The sequence below is a fragment of the Shewanella cutis genome, assembly GCF_022410515.1.
GTDB lineage: Bacteria > Pseudomonadota > Gammaproteobacteria > Enterobacterales > Shewanellaceae > Shewanella > Shewanella cutis.
In genome coordinates this window covers 1-17,535 of record NZ_JACSDI010000006.1, presented here as the reverse complement: position 1 = coordinate 17,535, position 17,535 = coordinate 1, and the positions used below count along the sequence as shown (strand labels likewise).

Here is a 17,535-nt window from a genome sequence, read left to right as displayed (position 1 = left end):
AGGTCGCTGACGCCTAGTACTTAGTGCCGCCAAGCTGTTGGGCTTGGTTAATAATGTGGAAGATCACGTTTTGCTCAATCACGCCCTGCACCAGATTCGAACCTGGGCCCATTGCGTGCAAGCTGATGTCTTCACCGGCGTGAGTCTCACTTTCCATTGGGATAAGTGCTTGTTGCATGAAGTCTTTATTTTGAGTATCGACAGAGGTTAAGTCGTCACGAACGCCAACCACAGCGCCAGGGCCGTTTGTGTAGGCCAGCGTGGTGTAAGGCTTGCCGTCGTTAGCGAGGGCTAACGAACCATCCACATCGTGTACTAAGCCTAAAATCGGATTGCCGCGTTTGGGGTAGCCTGCAATGGTAAATACATGGCTGTGGTCAGCGGTAACCATGATTAGCGTGTCGTCGCTGCTGGTGGCATCGATCGCGGCTTTAACCGCGTTGGATAATTCCACCGCATCGGTCAGGGCGCGGCTGGCATTGCCCGCGTGGTGACCATGGTCGATACGACCCGATTCCACAATCAGCAGGAAGCCCTTATCATTTTTCTTTAAAATTTCGAGGGATTTAGTGGCCATTTCAGTAAGTGATGGCTCACCTGCTACGTCATCATTGCGGTCGGCTTCGTATTCCATATGGGATGGATTAAAGAGGCCAAGTAAGTGATCGGTATTAGCAACATCGACGGCATCAAAGCCTTTTTTGTCCCAAACGTAGGCCGCTTTACTCAAGTTTGTCACCCACGCTTTGGTCAAATCTTTGCCATCTTTACGCTTTCCTGCTTTGTTCTCTCCATCTGTCACTTCTTTGGGTAAAAAATAGCTGCGGCCACCGCCTAATGCCACGGTGAGCGCATTGGCTGGATCGCGCATCACCAGTTGGCTAGCAATATCAGTACAACCATTGGCAACCGCTTCGGCTGGCAGGTTTGCATCGCTTTCCCAATCGCGATCAGGGGATTTAGCGTAAGCTGCCGCTGGGGTCGCATGGGTTAAACGGGCCGTGGTGATCACCCCTGTCGATAAGCCCTTCGCATTGGCAAGATCAACGAGGGAAACTAATTCATTGCCTTTAGAAGACAAACAGTTACCGCGTAAACTGGTGTCAGAGATTGAGATCATCCCCGCTTTAGTTTTCACGCCTGTGGTCATGGCGGTCATGGTGCCTGCTGAGTCCGGCGTTTGCTGGTTGGTGTTATAGGTTTTCACTAATGCGGTGCGGGGAAATTGCTCGAAACTTAAGAAGTGCTCTTCGCCGCCTTGGTTACCTGTTTGCTGCTGTCCCTGCAAAATACGTGCAGCGGTTAAGGTTGAAATGCTCATGCCATCGCCAACAAAGAGAATCACATTTTTTGCTGTTTTTTTGGTTTCAACCTGCGCTTTGGCCGCAACGTTAGCGGCACTGTCCTTAAACCACTGACTATCGGTTTGGGTTGCGGGTAAGACTGCAGCATGGGCCACAACCGTCATTAAACTGCAGGAAATAGTTGCAGCAATCCGTTTAATATTCATCACGTTCATCACCGATTTTATTATTGTGTGTATGAGGGTATTCCCTTTAGAGGCGCGCCGATTTTCTGTGATTTATATGACGAATAAGCGTGATTTATATGGAGATTTTGTTACAGCTAAATGTCAGTATGATTGCAGTAAACAACATGAAAAACGCTAAGTTTATCTTTATTGCAAGATAAACTTGGCGCCAAGGTTGATGCTAGAAGTGTTCACTAATATTAATTGTGGTAACTGATACCCAAGGGCAAGGTTAACTAGCGTAATAGCATGGGCTAACTTCATGTGCATCACTCCAGTGCCCAAAAAACCAACCGCATCATGACAATCAGCCCGTTTGGCATAAAGAATTCTCCCCCTGTAAAGCACTCGCTGAGAATAAACAAAACCAATAAATTAGGCTGACTATACTCAATGGTACTGAGTGCTAATGAAAGGGAGTTGATATGCAACAATGGAACCTCGCCATATCGAATAGCTTGATTGGGCTATTATGTTGTTTTTCCGCTTATGCAAGTGATATAGCTCCTTCCCCAACCACCCCATCAGTACAAGATAAACCCACCATTACCATGGCGTTTTTCGAAGATCCCAAAAATAGCTTCTACATAAAATGGGCAGAATTACTTTATACCCACGCATTTACACAACTAGGCTATCAGTTTAACTACGAAATCGTACCCGCGATTCGAGCCAGTAAAATGCTGGAATCGGGTAAAATTGATGGTGAACCAGGCAGGATTTTTAGCTATGGAGATAAGGTGAATAATGTTGTTCGGATTGAAGAACCCTTTATTGAAACCCATTTAATCGCCTTTACAACTCACCCACAAATCAAGATAACGGATTGGCAATCATTAACTAACATGGGGTACAAAGTAGAATATTATCGAGGCATGATTCAGGCAAAGCAAAAATTAACTGAGCTTATTCCGGCAACGCACCTCAGTGAGTCCTCCTCGCCAATAAACTCTTTTCGAAAACTGTTACATGATCGCATTGATATCTATATTGACTCCGAGGTGAGTTTGCACCTCCTTCAAAAAACACCTGAGTTTCAAGATGGCAAAATTCGTCCAGTTGCATACTTAGAGTCGGTGACAAATTATGGCTATTTACATAAACGCCATAGCCAACTTGCAGTCGATGTTGCCAAACAACTTAAAAAAATGAAGCAAGAAGGCTTATTTGAGTATTACAAACAACAAGCACAAACAAGTTTTGAAGATCATGCCAAATAAGCCCCTAAACACACCTAATGAGCCGTTAATTTTCGCCAACGTAATATATCGCGAATACATTCATAACTCGGAAATAACGCAATAACCAACAGCGCATGGCCGAGCCATGTATCTAACTGCTGCAGGGTAAAAATCCCCTCTACTTCGCCCCCTTGGTATTGTAGTAGCGGCGAACTGAATGCCAGAAACACTAAGCACAACGCATACGCCAAATTAACCCCCGCATTTGCCAACAATAATGGCGCAGTCCATAACCTACGACGCAACTGCCACAGCGTATTAAGGAGAGAGAGCAGAATAATGGGGCTAAACCACTGCAATAATTGCTGTGCATTGGCGCTAAAAATCACCGAGCGAGCAGCTAACTGATCTGCGCTCATCCAGAGGTTATTCCAAATTAACAGTAACAAAAACAGATAAGTGGCTAAATCGGAAAACACATCACTTAAACTGATATGCTGCCAATCTGGCCCAACCTTAGGCAAATTCTGCGGTTGCCAATGTTGGCAACGACCACCAGATATCACCTTGCCCTGAGCTGAAATACTCCAAAAAGACAGTAGAATGGCGGTAAATGCAAAACATGCGTCCACGATAAAACCACTGGCAATATGGCGGATAAATCCAAATAAACTCCCCTCGGTTGAACCCAACCACTGAGTCGCACCGCTCACCACCTGCAGCACAAATAACACCCCAAGCACCATCACAAGTGTGTGTTTAAACAGTGGAATATCATCACTGGCGACTATGGGTGTGGGTGGCACAAATTGTCGCGCAACCTTTGCCGGATGGCCCATTTGCTTTAGTACGTCGGCGATTTGTGATTCCGTTAACTCGGCGTGTTCCGCGAGCGCATCCAATTGATCACAGATATTGGCTTTTAGCTCACGTCCAATTTCCTGACGTTTATCTTCGGGCAATTCCCGTTGCACTGCGGCAATATAACGGTCAACTAAATCCATATCAGTTTTCCTCTGCATTCTCGTCGGTAACTTGCCCTAGCAAAAATGCTAAAGCCCCATTCAGTTGCTGCCATTCCTCGGTCAGTTGGCCAAGTAACTCAGCCCCCGATGAAGACAATTGGTAGTAGCGACGCTCACGCCCTTCGGCCTGTCGCCACTCACTGTCTAACAATCCCTGTTCGGCTAAACGACGAACCAAGGGATACAGCGTCCCCTCATCAATATCGATACCGCCATCCTGCAACTGTTTGCGGAGTGAATAGCCATAATGGGGTTGTTTTAATAATCCCAATACCGCCAACACCAACACTCCACGGCGCAACTCGAGTCGCATTTTGACTAGCTGTGAACTTGTCATGATCAATTCCTATGATTAACACTGTGCCGCACATACTATGTGGCACACAGCAAATACTATGCACCACACAGTAATATGGCAAGTTTTTAGTGCAAAATTTCACCAAAAAAACTTAATGACTGGTTTTTTAAATAAGATAAAACGCAAGATACTTAGGCGAACTCCCCAAAAATGCAAACGACATCTATTGCTATGCGACCAAGATACAAATTGCCAAAAAGCTGTAACTTGAGTAACTTAGCAGCCAGCTTTTACAGGAGAATCCGGTTTAACGTCGAATCAACTTATAAGGAAATAATCAATGCTCATGGATAGAGGTGTGTTAGTTCGCTGGAACGATGAAAAGGGATTTGGCTTTATTGAGCCGGAACAAAGCGGCGCTCGCGATGTGTTTATTCACATTTCCGCACTAAAAATGATGGCGCGAAAACCCAAAGTGGGCGATAGCATTCTGTACCGAACAGAAGTACAACACGATGGCAAAATAAAAGCCGTGATGGCCTCCATTGAAGGAGTAGCAGTGTTGACTGCAAGTCCAGTATCAAAGGAACCAACACGCACGCCACCAGCTAACCGAGCCACCAACCCCACCCATTCCCGTAAAGGGCAAGCCTCGTTCAACCGCGTGATTTCAATCTTGTTGCTGATTGCATTGGCGGGTTTTGGCTACGGCCAGTACCAGCAAAGACAAGAAACGACTATTGACGTAAACCAAGATCCAGTCGAAGTATTACAACAGCAAAACTCACTCGAGGTGCAATTCCAGTGTGAAACGGGCAAAACCCATTGCAGCCATATGCGCTCCTGTGCCGAAGCGACCTTTTACATTCAAAATTGTCCCAACACGCAAATGGATGGCGACGACGATGGCATCCCCTGTGAAAGCCAATGGTGTAGCTCATCCATGCTGTAACGAGGTAAAGCAAACATGATAGATAAGCTTGCGCACTGGATAGCTCATCTTCGCGGAAAACAGATGACTGGGTTAATCGTATTAGGCGTAATCATATTGACGGTGAGCCTATTTTTCGTAGGCGCATTTCTCGGCAGTAGCGCCGTAAAATGGGGATTAATTCCGTGATATTCTGTCTGTAAAAAACCACATTCGATAGGATTGCCCATGCCTAATGCCGTTATCCACAGCATTGAAACGCCCGAGCAATTGGATGATATACTAAAACAATATCCAGCGGTATTACTGCTATTCGGTGCGCCAAGTTGTGGCGTGTGTCAGGTACTAAAACCGCAAATCGCCGCTATGCTAGCCAAGGATTTCCCGTGGATGCAGCTCGCTTATATCGACTGTGAGGCTCACCTAGAGCTTGCCGCGAGATACAATGTCTTTAGTCTACCCGTAGCGGAAACAATATTTTATGGCAAAAGCTTTGCACGGTTTTCGAAGGTGTTTTCCCTCGGCGATCTCAAAGGGGCGATTGCCCGCCCCTATGAATTACTGAATGCAGAATAACTGTCATCAAGTAATAAAGAATCATACCGAAAAGGCAGCTAACACATCTGTGTACAGCCTTTTCTAAAGCATTTATGCCCCATTGCGTGTATCGGCTCGTTAGCTCAACCGAAAATTCCCACTCCAGCTGCCATACAAATTCTTATCTATTTGCCTATGTTTGGCCTTACCAGAAATCGACTAACAATGTATGGGTATACAGTCGTATTTAAATTTAGATGCTTTTGAGTGTTTTTACACTCATTAGTTTGCGCGTTTATCCAGCCTAAAATTTATAAAACCCTTAAAAATCATCCGCATAAACTTTCCCAAAATTAGTTAATAGGTTTGGAAAACGCGCATGCGCGTTTTTCCGGATGGTGTATTAGATAAAAAGCTGATAAGTTCTTTGCAATACAAACAGTTAGTGATGCGCGTTTTTACTGGTCTAATGAGGTAAACGCGCATGCGCACTAATAAAATGTTAGGCTCGCAATGTATAAAGAAAACATTAATGCAATTAGACTCAAAGGCAATTCCATCAATTGCTGAACTCAAGCTGCGCGCTAAAGCACTAGCTATGCTTGACGCCATTATCGCGCCCGACTGGGAAGATCGCTATTACAGCTATAATCAAAATTGGTGCGCCGGCGAAGAAATGGCGTCTATGAGAAATGGTTCTGGTGACGACTGGTTTATTTTATTTTTCGAATTTGGTGCGGCTATCAAAGGCCTTGACCATGAATCAAAAATTGCAAGAAACTCTATTTTGTCTGAAGAAGTACAGCGCCAACTTCCAAAGTCATTTTCTACATTCTATAAAGAGCCTGCTTTTGGAATGGACTGGTTAAGTTTCTGCTACTGGTGTGAACCAACTAAAGGCTCATGGAAAAAGGTAATTCATCCAGACACAACTTATTCAGAAACACCAGACGGTTCGCTTGAGCTTCTTTCCTTGCTTTATGAGCCAGCTAGCTCGTATCAAGAGTTTGCAAGTTGGTACTATGAACTTGAAATACCGTTAGAACTCATTGAGAAAATATATTCTCATCATGCAATTACAGAGCAAATCGTTCAGGTTCTTAATCCTGAACTATCAATAGTCTTGGCTAAAGAGTTTGCGGCAGAAATTGGTTATCCAACTTAAAGCCTAACAAAGCAATGAACCGGATGGGTTTTAAGTAGCATTTTTGCCATTCCGCTTCGCTCCATGTTAAGGCAAAACTGCTACTTAAAACCAAAAATATCGGGGACAGCCATATCTTTTTGTGTTTTTCAGCACCTTCACCTAGGCTTTAAATTATCCTGATTTTGTCTGTGTGGAGTTTGCTATGACTTCGGCCAGAAGACAGCTAATTGATGCTAATGCAACGCCCTTCTATCATGTGATAAATCGCTGTGTTAGAAGGACTTTTTTGTGTGGTGAGGATAAGCTCACTGGACGTAGTTACGAGCATCGACGCGGCTGGATAGTTGATAAAATCAAAGCCTTGTCTGCGATATTTTGTATCGATATTTGCGCTTACGCGGTGATGAGCAATCATTACCACTTAGTGCTTAAAAAAGATGTCGATAAGGCCAAATCGTTAACGCAAAAAGACATTATCAGTCGTTGGTGCCAAATTACTAAAGGTCATGCAATTGCTACTAAGTATATGAATGGTGATGCTTTAATCGACGTTGAACGCATGTTACTTGATGGCTTAATTACCGAATGGCATGAGCGATTGAGTAGTATCTCCTGGTTTATGCGTTGTTTAAACGAAGAAATTGCCCGCAAGGCTAATCGTGAAGATGAGTGCAAGGGCGCCTTTTGGGAGGGGCGTTTTAAGTCGCAAGCGCTGCTAGATGAGCAAGCCCTGCTCGCGTGTATGATGTATGTGGATTTAAATCCAATCAGAGCAGGCATTGCCGATTCTTTGCAATCCTCTGATTTTACATCGATTCAGGAGCGAATTACCTCGCTAGATTCACCCAATCGCCCATTAGCCATCCCTGTGCCACAAACTGACTTCTCAACTAATGAAGCTCATATTCCCCACAAGTCTCTGGTTCAATTCGATGGCGCAGCTCACCTGAATCAGCAAACGGGCATTCCATTTCATTTTGCCGATTATCTCGAACTGATTGATTGGACAGGCCGCGCCATTCGCCTTGATAAGAAAGGCTATATCGATAATCAGCGACCGAAACTACTCAATGAATTAGGCATTGCACCCGATGCGTGGCTCACATCAGCCAAAGAGTTTCGTCGTCAATACAGTGGCATAAGTGGTCGATGGGATAGCATGTGCGCCTTTAAAAAGCAGCATAACAGCGGCAAATGGTGTAAAGGAAAAGCCTCAAGCCAAGCGTTACATCCTTAAGTTGCTCACGACTCAGCGTTTAGGATTATTTTTGTTTATCCGAAATGGAGATAATTTCGCGCAAAACATAGCACGCTTTTGTCCCTTTGCTTTTTACGTACATATCGCATATGGGTAGTTAAAATTGGCATTGGGTCTACAGTGACCGTCGGTGACATGGCAGCTCATTCACATCTGACCCATAGGGATATGGGAAATGCCACTATGATGTTGGGAACATCATTGGCCATGTGATCGCTGCATTAGTACATCCTGTACCGCAGATGTCGCCGTCGAGCCTATAGGGATACTTCATGTTAAATAAAGAGGCGGCGTGTCACTGTGGAAACAACGGCAATAAACTTCCTGAGTAGATAAAAGGCTATTTAGCTTTTGTCCCGAAGTGAACTACAACGGGTATGATACTTTAATACTCGGTTGTAGCTCGATTCAGACTGAGTAGTAGCTATTAGTATGAATCTTTATTTTTGGTCATGTTTAATCTAAAACGGTACTCGCAGGGGTAATTGATTGTTTAGTATCTAACTTTATTCCTCTCCTACAATAACGCCATGACTATTTTGATAATCTAAAACCACTGTATGCGATGGGTTTAGCTAAGGTTAAGCTTGGCTGCGCTTGAGTCAGGCTCAACAAGGTTTGAGTTGTCTTTGCCTTACCGCCGCAGCCACAACTTCCTTTAGCACCACAGCATCCGCCCTTGGCTAAATGTTTTAGGGATGCACGCCCCTGTGATGCCTCGGTTAAACGCAAATTCACCTCTTTACTCTGGGCGAGCAGCGTGGCAATCGATAATTGATTATCCCCTCGGCTCACACTGATCCCTGCATCGAGTAACTTACCAAGCATACGCTCACCAATATGTTGCACCACCACAATGCAGGTGTGCTGAGCACGAATGGCATCTAACAAGGCTTTTTTATCTTGGCAATTGCCGCCAAGGGCGGGGTTTGGGATAGAAAGTAAAAGCTGATGATTTTCATCATAAAAATGGACTTGCTGCGCCTTAGTAAAATGGCTGGCAAGCCGTCCACGGCTAATAGGCAGGGCGATAATCATATTGGGTCCTTATCATTTGGAGTCGGTAATTTCAGCACTAACCCTTGAGTAATGGCGGTCGCCACTTTTTGGCGAGCACTGGCGAGGAGATAACCAAAGGTTTGCCGCGAGATCCCCATTTGCGCCGCGGCCTCAAGCTGACTTAAGCGCTGCACATCACCAAGATCTAAGGCTTCAAACTCGTCGGCAGCTAAAAGGATTTGGGATAAGTTGGCCGCCGGTATGCCATTAGGTTTAAACAGACTACAGGGTACACAACTCGATAATTGACGGCATTTTTTGGGTCTTGGCATCTATGATGGTACCTCAAGGGCAAATGTTAGAAAGCAATCGAGCATTGATGCTCCCTTTGAATAGTTTTTGGCGTACGCCAAAAACTATTATGGTCATTTACCACTTTTAAACCGAGGCTGTTATCACAGTTTTACTCACCATGATGATAAGGTTAGGCTCGATAGCTAAGTCGAGTTACACATCGGCACCCTCACTAATCTCAACCGAATAACCTTCTTCCTGCTTGATAAAATCGACAAAGTTTTTAATGGCTGGCAAGGCATCTTCCCTATGATGGGAGACATACAGCAACTGACTCAGATGATGCTCGGCAATCATCTCCAGCGCCCGCATCACCAAAGTGCGATTAATAAAATCTAATCCTTGATACGGCTCATCTAAAATCAACAGTAAGGGCTGTTTAATCAAGGCTCTACCAATCAGCAATAGTCGCTGCTGGCCGTAATCCAATTGCTTAAAACCCGTACTGGCAAACTCACTCATATGTAAAATTGCCAGCCATTCCTTCGCCAAATCGACCTGAGGTTTAGTGGGTTTATGGTAAAGGCCAATGGAATCGTAAAAACCCGATAACAAAACATCAAGCGCCGAACAACTCACTCGGTATTGCAAATGCAAGGCCGATGACACCATGCCAATCCGTTGTTTAATCTGCCAAATACTCTCACCACTGCCTCGTGGACGCCCAAAGAGGGTGATATCGTTACTGTAGCATTGGGGATGATCGCCCAAAATCAGCCCGAGTAAGGTACTCTTACCGCAACCATTTGGCCCGCGCACTTGCCAATGTTGGCCCGCGTTAATTCGCCAATTCACGCCTTTAAAAATCAAGCCGCTAACATATTCCACCTTGCCATTTTTAATCTCGACTAGGGGATCAAAGGCTTCGGCATTGTGGCGTTGGCGTTCCATTAACGCCAACAACTCGGCACTGCGGCTGGCCGAAAGTGCATTTAAGTGTGCCATCACAGGGTGACTATGCCATTGCTCAATCGACATAGGTGCGCTGAGCTTATGCACATGCTGGCCAGATTTAAGCATCTCACTATTAAACAGTGCCACGTGGCTAATGCACGGCGGTAATTCCTCTTGGCGGGAGGTGATGATAAGCAACTGAGTATATTCGGCAATTTCAACTAACAGCCGTGATAGGCTGAGTTGATGCTCGCTATCCAACCCAGCGTAGGGGTCATCTAAAATCAATAATTCAGGTTCAGTTGCCAGTGCCCTCGCTAACATCACCCGCCGGGCCTCACCAGTCGATAACTGTCTAAATCCTCTTTGCGCTAAATGTTCGAGTTCCACTTTTTGTAAAAAGGCGCTCAAACGTTCAGTATGCAGACAAGATTCCAGCACTAAGGCCTCAACCGTTGAACCATAGTCGAGTTCATCCTTTGTTAGCTCACGTTCAAGTAATGCCTGCTGTAAACCGAGTGACACCCAACCAATTCGCGACGGTAATCCAGATATCTCGCCTTCATCAGGCTGTATATCACCCGCTAATATTCGCCCAAGGAGTGAGCCGTTATAACTGTCGGTGGCAAAAATCGCCCAATGCTGGTTCGGCATTAACTGCCAATCGTCGACCACCAGCAGCTCATTGCCACGGCCATAACGTAATCCCTTCACGGCAATAGCCTTGTCCCCGTGTGTCGCACTATTCCCCATTCCACGTCCTTAGGTATTCAACCCGATTAATATCGACTCGACTGAATGCACTTAAAATCTATCATGGCATTGATACTACTGAGTAAATAAGCAGAATGGAATGCCAGTCAGCAATCGCTCAAACACTGATTATCCATAAAAATAAAAAAGCCCACCCCGACGAAAACGCGCGGATGGGCTTGAGGTTAACCGCTCACTTTAGATATCGAAGCGATCGGCGTTCATGACTTTATTCCACGCTTTTACAAAGTCTTGCACAAATCTGTCTTGGCCATCCTGTGCACCATACACTTCAGCCACGGCGCGCAGTTCAGAGTGAGAGCCGAAGATAAGATCGACTGGGGTTGCTGTCCACTTAAGCTTACCGCTCTTACGGTCTTGTCCCTCGTAAATACCCTCTTGCTTGGCTGACTTGCTCCACTTAGTCGACATATCGAGTAAGTTAACGAAGAAGTCATTACTCAGCACACCTGGCTTATCGGTAAATACACCGTGCTTAACGCCAGCACTATTGGCATCCAACGCACGCAAACCACCTACCAGCACCGTCATTTCGGGTACGGTCAGGTTGAGCATATTGGCGCGCTCAATCAACATCTCAGCGGGAGATAAGCTGTTGTCTTTTGAATAATAGTTACGGAAACCATCAGCCGTAGGTTCAAGCACCGCAAAAGAGTTTACATCGGTTTGTGCCTGTGTCGCGTCCATTCGTCCAGGGGTAAAGGGGACTGAAATAACGACTCCCGCCTCTTTGGCAGCTTTCTCAACCGCGACGCTACCACCCAGCACAATCACATCCGCCAAGGAGACTTTTTTGCCACCTTTGAGCGAACCGTTAAAGTCTTTTTGGACTTTCTCAAGCTTAGCCAACACCTTAGCTAACTCTTTTGGATTGTTGGCCTGCCAGTCCATCATAGGCTCTAAACGAATGCGCGCGCCATTTGCCCCGCCACGCATATCGGTGCCACGGAAACTACTGGCCGATGCCCATGCGGTTCTCACCAACTCAGGCACTGTTAAACCAGAAGCCAAGATTTTGTTACCTAAGGCTTTAATATCGGCGTTATCGATAAGTGGATGATCAAGGGCAGGGATTGGATCTTGCCAAATCAACGCTTCGGCTGGTACATCGGCACCTAAGTATCTCGCCTTTGGTCCCAAATCACGGTGAGTTAATTTAAACCACGCCTTAGCGAAGGCTAGCTCAAACTCCTGTGGATTTTTTAGGAAACGCGTGGTGATCTCGCGATAAATAGGATCTTCCTTCAACGCGATATCGCTGGTGAACATAATCGGTGCGTGGCGCTTATCCGGCAGGTGCGCATCGGGCACTAGATTTGCCGCTTTGCCATCGGCTGGCGTCCATTGGATATGGCCCGCTGGACTCTTGGTTTGTACCCAGTCAAAGGTATACAGCCAAGTTAAATACTCCATGGTCCATTTGGTTGGGTTTGATGACCAAGCTCCCTCAAGACCACTGGTAACAGTGTCTTCAGAGTGGCCTTTACCACATTTGTTTTTCCAGCCTAGACCTTGCTCTTCAATGCCTGCTGCGGCCGGATCTGCCCCCACGCATTTTGCAGGATCATGTGCGCCGTGCGCCTTACCAAAGGTGTGGCCACCAGCGATTAAGGCAACGGTTTCTTCGTCATTCATCGCCATCCGGCCAAAGGTATCGCGGATTTCCTTGGCCGAGGCTAAGGGATCAGGCACCCCGTTCGGGCCTTCTGGGTTAACGTAAATTAAACCCATTTGGGTCGCGCCCATGGGTTTAGCTAACTCACCCTTTCCATTATGTCTTTTGTTATCGAGCCAAGCTTTTTCTGAGCCCCAATTGACCATTTCGGCTTCCCAGTCGTCTTCACGACCACCCGCAAAACCAAAGGTTTTAAAGCCCATCGACTCTAATGCCACGTTACCCGTCAGCACCATCAAGTCGCCCCAAGAAAGCTTGCTGCCGTATTTTTGCTTGATGGGCCACAACAGGCGGCGAGCCTTATCTAAACTCACGTTATCCGGCCAGCTATTTAAGGGTTCAAAGCGTTGTTGACCACCCGCTGCACCACCACGGCCATCAAAAATCCGATATACGCCTGCGCTATGCCAAGCCATACGAATAAAGAAAGGTCCGTAGTGACCATAATCGGCAGGCCACCAGTCTTGGGATTCGGTCATCAAGGCTTTGATATCTTTTTTTACCGCATCAAGATCTAAGGTGTTAAAGGCTTCGGCATAGTGATAATCACTGCCATAGGGATTGGATTCAATCGCATTTTGCCGTAATGGGCTTAAGTTTAATTTTTCAGGCCACCAAAATTGATTACCAGTTGCTTGCTCTTGCGCAGTAGCCATTCCCGCCCCCAATGCGAGAGACATAGCCAAAGTTAACGCCGATAGCGTAGGAAGAGTGTTAATTTTCATGATAGTTACCTAGTTTCGTCCTGTTCAGCCCATTGAATAATGTTAAATGTGGGCCATCCATTTGCTGCGTAACGGCATACAGCAATCCTTCTGGTTGTGTTGTTCCAAGGCAAAAATCGCATATGCCGTTAACACAACCGAGATTGCAGTCTAATGACAGGCTTCTAAGTATTTGAAACGATTAATACCGATGGTTGGAATCGCGAAAATAGATTAACGATGGTTAATTTATGAAAGCATTAAGAAAGTTGCCGTTTACCGAAATTCATACTGTATTACCCCTAGTACTAAACTTATAGGTAATGACTATGGTATAAAATTGTTCATCCAACTGGTTTAGCTATCTGTGATAGCATAGCGGCCGTTTTCCGTTAACCTTGATAAGGTATTGCAATGAATCCGATTATTGCCATCTTAAAAGAACACAATGTCACAGATGCAAAAATTAACGAGCTTTTTCAAGCATTAACCGATAATCCCCTGATGGCGATGGGCATTATTGGTCAGCTCGGCATTCCACCAGAAAAACTGCAACAACTGATGGCTCTGGTAATGCAAAATCCCGCCCTGATTAAAGAAGCAGTACTCGAGCTTGGTTTAGACTTCGCCAAGGTTGAAGCCGCCAAAGCCCAGCTACAAAAATAGTCAGCCCTTTCTGCAAAGATAAAGAGGCATAGCACACTTTGCTTTACCTCTTTATCTGCCATTAGCTAGGCCATGCCTTTGCGGGCATCTTGCTCGGTACATAAAGATATACAAACCTTATCGTTTTGCTAGAGTGGTCATCTCTGCAGCGTACAAACATGATGAAAAGGAAGCAACATGCGCCCACTTACGCCCCTGCTTACACTACTGCCGCTATTTTTCTTGGTTTATCAACAACAAGCCCAAGCGAATGAGCTGCCAAGCACCGATAAACTTGCTCCTCAAACCATCACTCCAACCCCAGCGGTGACCCCAGAGGCGGCTAAGGCCCATCGCGCGGAAGAACTCGCTCAGCCGCAGCTTAAGCGCGCAACCGACAAGGGACTAACCAAACCCAATATGCCAACCAAAGGAGAAGCGGTGATGTTACAAGGTACGGTTCGATATCTGCATATAGAAGGCGGTTTTTGGGGAATTGTCGCCGATAATGGCCAACACATATTGCCGAAAAATCTACCGCAGGAATACCGCAAAGACGGCATACGTTTAAGTTTCAGCGCCCAGGAAATCACCGGCATGATGACGATTCAGCAATGGGGCAAACTATCAAATTTGAGTGATATCACTGTCATTGGCCAAGTCGAAAGCCAATCGGCAGATCCGCGGCTGTAGCGACATCCCAAGCCTCTCTGCGTATCGCCCATCATTCATCTCAGCATCTATGTGGGTGATATGAAAAGTAAGGTTTACAGCATCAATCAATAATTCCCTTTTAAAACATCACTCACAGGCTTTGCCTTGATCACATAATGGCAATTAAAACCTGACCTCAAGGTAAAATCCATATAAGCTATCGCGCATATTCAAGGTAGGAACAATTCTCATTTCTAAGCATAAAGGTGATTGATGAAACCGTTGCCGCTCAGTCTGTGCGCCCTTGCCGTAGCAAGTGCATTGCCCGTTTGGGCAGAAGAACAAGCTAAACCACTGATTAACGAAGTTATTGTGGTCTCAGGCTCCCGTATGGAACAAAACATTGAGCAGGTGGCTGGCTCTATTTTGGTCATAGATGAAGAAGCCATTGAGCGCAATATGAGCAATGATTTTGGTAGCCTGTTCCGTAACGAATCGGCTGTCGATATCAAGGGCGGCGCGGGCAAACCAACCTCAGTGACCATTCGCGGAATTGGCGGTAATCGGGTAATGATGGTGAAAGACGGCGTGCGGGTAAATAACCAGTATGCTTCGCCATTAGGCCCAGGTGCTGAAGGCACTGGCCGTGGTTTAACCGAAGTACAAAGTCTTAAGCAAATTGAAGTAGTTAAAGCCGCTGCATCCACTATGTACGGCTCCGATGCCCTTGGTGGTGTAGTCGTGATGCGCACAAAAGATGCCAGCGACTACCTGCGGGGCGAAGATTATTATGTGTCGCTCAATGCGGGCTATTCAGGCATCAATAACGAGTACTCCGGCGGTTTTACCAGCGCCGCGGCCTATAGCGATTTTGAGAATTTGCTCACCTACCAGCACCGCAAAGGCGAAGAGTTACCTAACTACTTTGATACTCAGCCTGAAAGCGATCTCGTGCAGGACAGCCTGCTATTCAAGAGCAAATACCGCTTTAATGAGCACACCACAGTGCAGCTCACCCTCGACTACCTAGAGCAAACGCTTGAACGCTGGGAGGATAAACTCAATCGTGCCCAAGTGCCGCAGGAGCGGATTGATACCGATCGCGATACCCAAGTGATCAACGGCGCCCTACAACTGCGCTCCGATAAAGCCACTTATTTACACGATGATTTGACCGTTACCGCCTATTTTGGCCAAACGGAGCAACTCGAACACCGTGATTATTTTGATTTGCGTACCGCAGCGCGCCCACTTACCGAATATCGCGACTATGAATTTAAAGATCAGCGACTGGGTTTAACCAGCACCTTTAGTAAATACATAGGCGCAGAGGGATACGGCCATCAGATCACCTACGGTATGGACTATGAATGGTCCAAAATGATGCGCCATCGCAACAACAATATCGCTAGCAGCAGCGGTGATTGGCAAACCGAAACCCCCTTTACCTTTGCCGATACCGATAGCCACCGTTTAGGGCTATTTCTGCAGGACGATATCACCCTGTTAAATGGTGATTTAAACCTGATTGGCGGTTTACGTTATGACTATTTCCGTAACAGCCCCGACCAACAACAAGCGATGGAAGCAGGTAAAGATCCCGCCGACTTTGCGGTAATGAGCGACACCTTTTGGTCACCTAAACTGGGCCTCGTTTATAAACTTACCGACACAGTGAGTGCCTACGCCCAATATGCCTATGGCTATAAAATGCCTACGCCAGATCAAAAATGGGGTGAGTTAGAGGTCGATGGCGGCTCGATGACCGATGTGATCATTCAAGCCAACTATGACTTAAAGTCTGAGCAATCCCACACCTGGGAACTGGGTATCCGTGGCAATCATGCAGATACTCAATATGAGCTCACCACCTTCTACACCCACGCGGTCGACTTTATTGACTGGCAATATGTCAGCTTTAAACCGCCAGTGTTTGGTCCGGTGATGCAGCCCATGGAGTTCAAATACCAGTACTTCAACCGCGATCAAGTGACACTCTACGGCGCTGAAGCCCAAGCCAACCATTGGCTGACAGATTCTATCGAGCTATGGGGCAATATCTCCTATACCCATGGAACCGATGAAAACGGTCAATACCTTAACAGCGTTAGCCCGCTAAAAGGTAACCTAGGGGTGAATTGGTATAGCGATATTGGAGGAATGGAAACCGATATTGGCGCAGTAGTTCGCTGGGCTGATAAGATGGACCGCACCCACGATATCAACCTGACCATCGATGATATTTGCGTGATGGGCCAATGTATTCCTAAAGAAAGCTTTAATGAAGTCTACAACACCGCCGGTTACGCCGTGTTTGACTTAACCATGGGCCTGCGCGTTACCGACAATCTGCATCTGCGTGCTGGGGTGTATAACCTGTTTGATAAGGAATATGTTGACTACGCCGATGTAGCTGGCCAATCCGTATTCTTACTCAATAGCACCATGAACTTGCAAAAGGATGATTTCACCCAACCTGGGCGTTATTTCAACCTGAGTGTGAATTATCAGTTTTAATTCAAGCTGTTGTACTTTCTAAGCCATTCCCCGGTGTTTACCGGGGAATGTTTAGCGTTGCCCCCACCTTAGCTTGAATCAATCTCCAGAGTAGTAATCCCGCTATCGTGCTAATCGCAGATTTTCTCAACTAAATGGACATCCATCTTTAATGGTGCGGTAGCTAACCTCCGACTATGCTTTGGTTAAGCATTGAACAAGGAGGTTTGTATGCCGCGTCCTCGCAGAACTCAATTAAGCCTTGAAGACACCCCCTATTACCATTGCTGTAGCCGTGTGGTACGGCGTGCATTTTTATGTGGCGATGATAGTTACTCGGGTAAAAACTATGACCATCGCCGTGGTTGGGTAGAATCGCTACTGTTTGAACTTGAAGCTGTTTTTGCTATTGATATCGCGGCCTTTGCGGTG

15 protein-coding genes and 1 pseudogene are annotated in these 17,535 nt (G+C 46.2%); 9 read left to right on the top strand and 7 right to left on the bottom strand.

Annotation, left to right across the window (positions count from 1 at the left end; all coding sequences use genetic code 11):
- Positions 1-13 precede the first annotated feature (13 nt).
- The gene (locus H9J30_RS10575) at positions 14-1,510 is read right to left on the bottom strand and encodes an alkaline phosphatase family protein (protein WP_240131105.1); all 1,497 of its coding nucleotides are present in this window, start codon (positions 1,508-1,510) and stop codon (positions 14-16) included.
- Positions 1,511-1,956: 446 nt separating this feature from the next.
- On the opposite strand from H9J30_RS10575, the gene H9J30_RS10570 reads away from it, so the two are divergent.
- Positions 1,957-2,751 carry a substrate-binding periplasmic protein gene (locus H9J30_RS10570; protein WP_240131000.1) on the top strand — a complete coding sequence of 265 codons (795 nt, stop codon included), beginning with the start codon at positions 1,957-1,959 and terminating at the stop codon, positions 2,749-2,751.
- Positions 2,752-2,765: 14 nt separating this feature from the next.
- On the opposite strand, the gene H9J30_RS10565 is transcribed toward H9J30_RS10570, so the two are convergent.
- Positions 2,766-3,716 carry an HAAS signaling domain-containing protein gene (locus H9J30_RS10565; RefSeq protein WP_240130999.1) on the bottom strand — a complete coding sequence of 317 codons (951 nt, stop codon included), beginning with the start codon at positions 3,714-3,716 and terminating at the stop codon, positions 2,766-2,768.
- A gap of 1 nt (position 3,717) precedes the next feature.
- Positions 3,718-4,074 (bottom strand): PadR family transcriptional regulator, encoded by a 357-nt coding sequence (locus tag H9J30_RS10560; protein WP_240130998.1) that lies wholly within the window; start codon positions 4,072-4,074, stop codon positions 3,718-3,720.
- Between the two features lie 301 nt (positions 4,075-4,375).
- Between H9J30_RS10560 and H9J30_RS10555 the strand changes: the two genes are divergently transcribed.
- From H9J30_RS10555 to H9J30_RS10540, 4 genes are all read left to right on the top strand, one after another.
- A complete protein-coding gene (locus tag H9J30_RS10555; RefSeq protein WP_240130997.1) occupies positions 4,376-4,987 on the top strand; it encodes an excalibur calcium-binding domain-containing protein in 612 nt (203 codons plus the stop codon).
- A 207-nt stretch (positions 4,988-5,194) separates the two neighbouring features.
- On the top strand, positions 5,195-5,542 hold the full coding sequence (locus tag H9J30_RS10550) for a thioredoxin family protein (protein WP_240130996.1): 348 nt from the start codon (positions 5,195-5,197) through the stop codon (positions 5,540-5,542).
- A 445-nt stretch (positions 5,543-5,987) separates the two neighbouring features.
- Positions 5,988-6,668: a hypothetical protein gene (locus tag H9J30_RS10545; RefSeq protein ID WP_240130995.1), complete on the top strand. Its 681-nt coding sequence runs from the start codon at positions 5,988-5,990 to the stop codon at positions 6,666-6,668.
- A 184-nt stretch (positions 6,669-6,852) separates the two neighbouring features.
- Positions 6,853-7,887 carry a transposase gene (locus H9J30_RS10540; RefSeq protein ID WP_240130994.1) on the top strand — a complete coding sequence of 345 codons (1,035 nt, stop codon included), beginning with the start codon at positions 6,853-6,855 and terminating at the stop codon, positions 7,885-7,887.
- A 555-nt stretch (positions 7,888-8,442) separates the two neighbouring features.
- Here H9J30_RS10540 and H9J30_RS10535 read toward each other — a convergent pair.
- The 4 genes from H9J30_RS10535 to katG form a co-directional block, all read right to left on the bottom strand.
- A complete protein-coding gene (locus H9J30_RS10535) occupies positions 8,443-8,946 on the bottom strand; it encodes a NifB/NifX family molybdenum-iron cluster-binding protein (RefSeq protein ID WP_240130993.1) in 504 nt (167 codons plus the stop codon).
- Positions 8,943-9,239, bottom strand: coding sequence for a DUF134 domain-containing protein (locus tag H9J30_RS10530; RefSeq protein ID WP_240130992.1), 297 nt, complete (start codon positions 9,237-9,239; stop codon positions 8,943-8,945). The genes H9J30_RS10535 and H9J30_RS10530 overlap by 4 nt, the downstream gene beginning before the upstream one ends.
- A 175-nt stretch (positions 9,240-9,414) precedes the next feature.
- On the bottom strand, positions 9,415-10,908 hold the full coding sequence (locus H9J30_RS10525) for an ATP-binding cassette domain-containing protein (protein WP_240130991.1): 1,494 nt from the start codon (positions 10,906-10,908) through the stop codon (positions 9,415-9,417).
- A 198-nt stretch (positions 10,909-11,106) separates the two neighbouring features.
- Positions 11,107-13,329 (bottom strand): catalase/peroxidase HPI, encoded by a 2,223-nt coding sequence (gene katG / locus H9J30_RS10520; RefSeq protein ID WP_240130990.1) that lies wholly within the window; start codon positions 13,327-13,329, stop codon positions 11,107-11,109.
- Between the two features lie 393 nt (positions 13,330-13,722).
- Here katG and H9J30_RS10515 point away from each other — a divergent pair, with 393 nt between their 5' ends.
- The 4 genes and pseudogenes from H9J30_RS10515 to H9J30_RS10500 form a co-directional block, all read left to right on the top strand.
- Complete coding sequence (locus H9J30_RS10515) at positions 13,723-13,974, top strand: DUF2999 family protein (RefSeq protein WP_007650566.1); 252 nt, start codon at positions 13,723-13,725, stop codon at positions 13,972-13,974.
- A gap of 177 nt (positions 13,975-14,151) precedes the next feature.
- Positions 14,152-14,646: a hypothetical protein gene (locus H9J30_RS10510; protein ID WP_240130989.1), complete on the top strand. Its 495-nt coding sequence runs from the start codon at positions 14,152-14,154 to the stop codon at positions 14,644-14,646.
- Between the two features lie 234 nt (positions 14,647-14,880).
- Complete coding sequence (locus tag H9J30_RS10505) at positions 14,881-17,124, top strand: TonB-dependent hemoglobin/transferrin/lactoferrin family receptor (protein ID WP_240130988.1); 2,244 nt, start codon at positions 14,881-14,883, stop codon at positions 17,122-17,124.
- 210 nt (positions 17,125-17,334) lie between these two features.
- Positions 17,335-17,535, top strand: a pseudogene (locus H9J30_RS10500) (transposase); the annotation flags it as partial.

What these genes read in the sequence shown, in the direction of transcription:
- H9J30_RS10560 (WP_240130998.1), bottom strand. Translation starts at nt 4,074, where the DNA reads ATGACAAGTTCACAGCTAGTCAAAATGCGACTCGAGTTGCGCCGTGGA.
- katG (WP_240130990.1), bottom strand. Translation starts at nt 13,329, where the DNA reads ATGAAAATTAACACTCTTCCTACGCTATCGGCGTTAACTTTGGCTATG.
- H9J30_RS10515 (WP_007650566.1), top strand. Translation starts at nt 13,723, where the DNA reads ATGAATCCGATTATTGCCATCTTAAAAGAACACAATGTCACAGATGCA.
- H9J30_RS10575 (WP_240131105.1), bottom strand. Translation starts at nt 1,510, where the DNA reads ATGAATATTAAACGGATTGCTGCAACTATTTCCTGCAGTTTAATGACG.
- H9J30_RS10535 (WP_240130993.1), bottom strand. Translation starts at nt 8,946, where the DNA reads ATGATTATCGCCCTGCCTATTAGCCGTGGACGGCTTGCCAGCCATTTT.
- H9J30_RS10530 (WP_240130992.1), bottom strand. Translation starts at nt 9,239, where the DNA reads ATGCCAAGACCCAAAAAATGCCGTCAATTATCGAGTTGTGTACCCTGT.
- H9J30_RS10570 (WP_240131000.1), top strand. Translation starts at nt 1,957, where the DNA reads ATGCAACAATGGAACCTCGCCATATCGAATAGCTTGATTGGGCTATTA.
- H9J30_RS10555 (WP_240130997.1), top strand. Translation starts at nt 4,376, where the DNA reads ATGCTCATGGATAGAGGTGTGTTAGTTCGCTGGAACGATGAAAAGGGA.
- H9J30_RS10525 (WP_240130991.1), bottom strand. Translation starts at nt 10,908, where the DNA reads ATGGGGAATAGTGCGACACACGGGGACAAGGCTATTGCCGTGAAGGGA.
- H9J30_RS10505 (WP_240130988.1), top strand. Translation starts at nt 14,881, where the DNA reads ATGAAACCGTTGCCGCTCAGTCTGTGCGCCCTTGCCGTAGCAAGTGCA.
- H9J30_RS10565 (WP_240130999.1), bottom strand. Translation starts at nt 3,716, where the DNA reads ATGGATTTAGTTGACCGTTATATTGCCGCAGTGCAACGGGAATTGCCC.
- H9J30_RS10550 (WP_240130996.1), top strand. Translation starts at nt 5,195, where the DNA reads ATGCCTAATGCCGTTATCCACAGCATTGAAACGCCCGAGCAATTGGAT.
- H9J30_RS10510 (WP_240130989.1), top strand. Translation starts at nt 14,152, where the DNA reads ATGCGCCCACTTACGCCCCTGCTTACACTACTGCCGCTATTTTTCTTG.
- H9J30_RS10545 (WP_240130995.1), top strand. Translation starts at nt 5,988, where the DNA reads ATGCGCACTAATAAAATGTTAGGCTCGCAATGTATAAAGAAAACATTA.
- H9J30_RS10540 (WP_240130994.1), top strand. Translation starts at nt 6,853, where the DNA reads ATGACTTCGGCCAGAAGACAGCTAATTGATGCTAATGCAACGCCCTTC.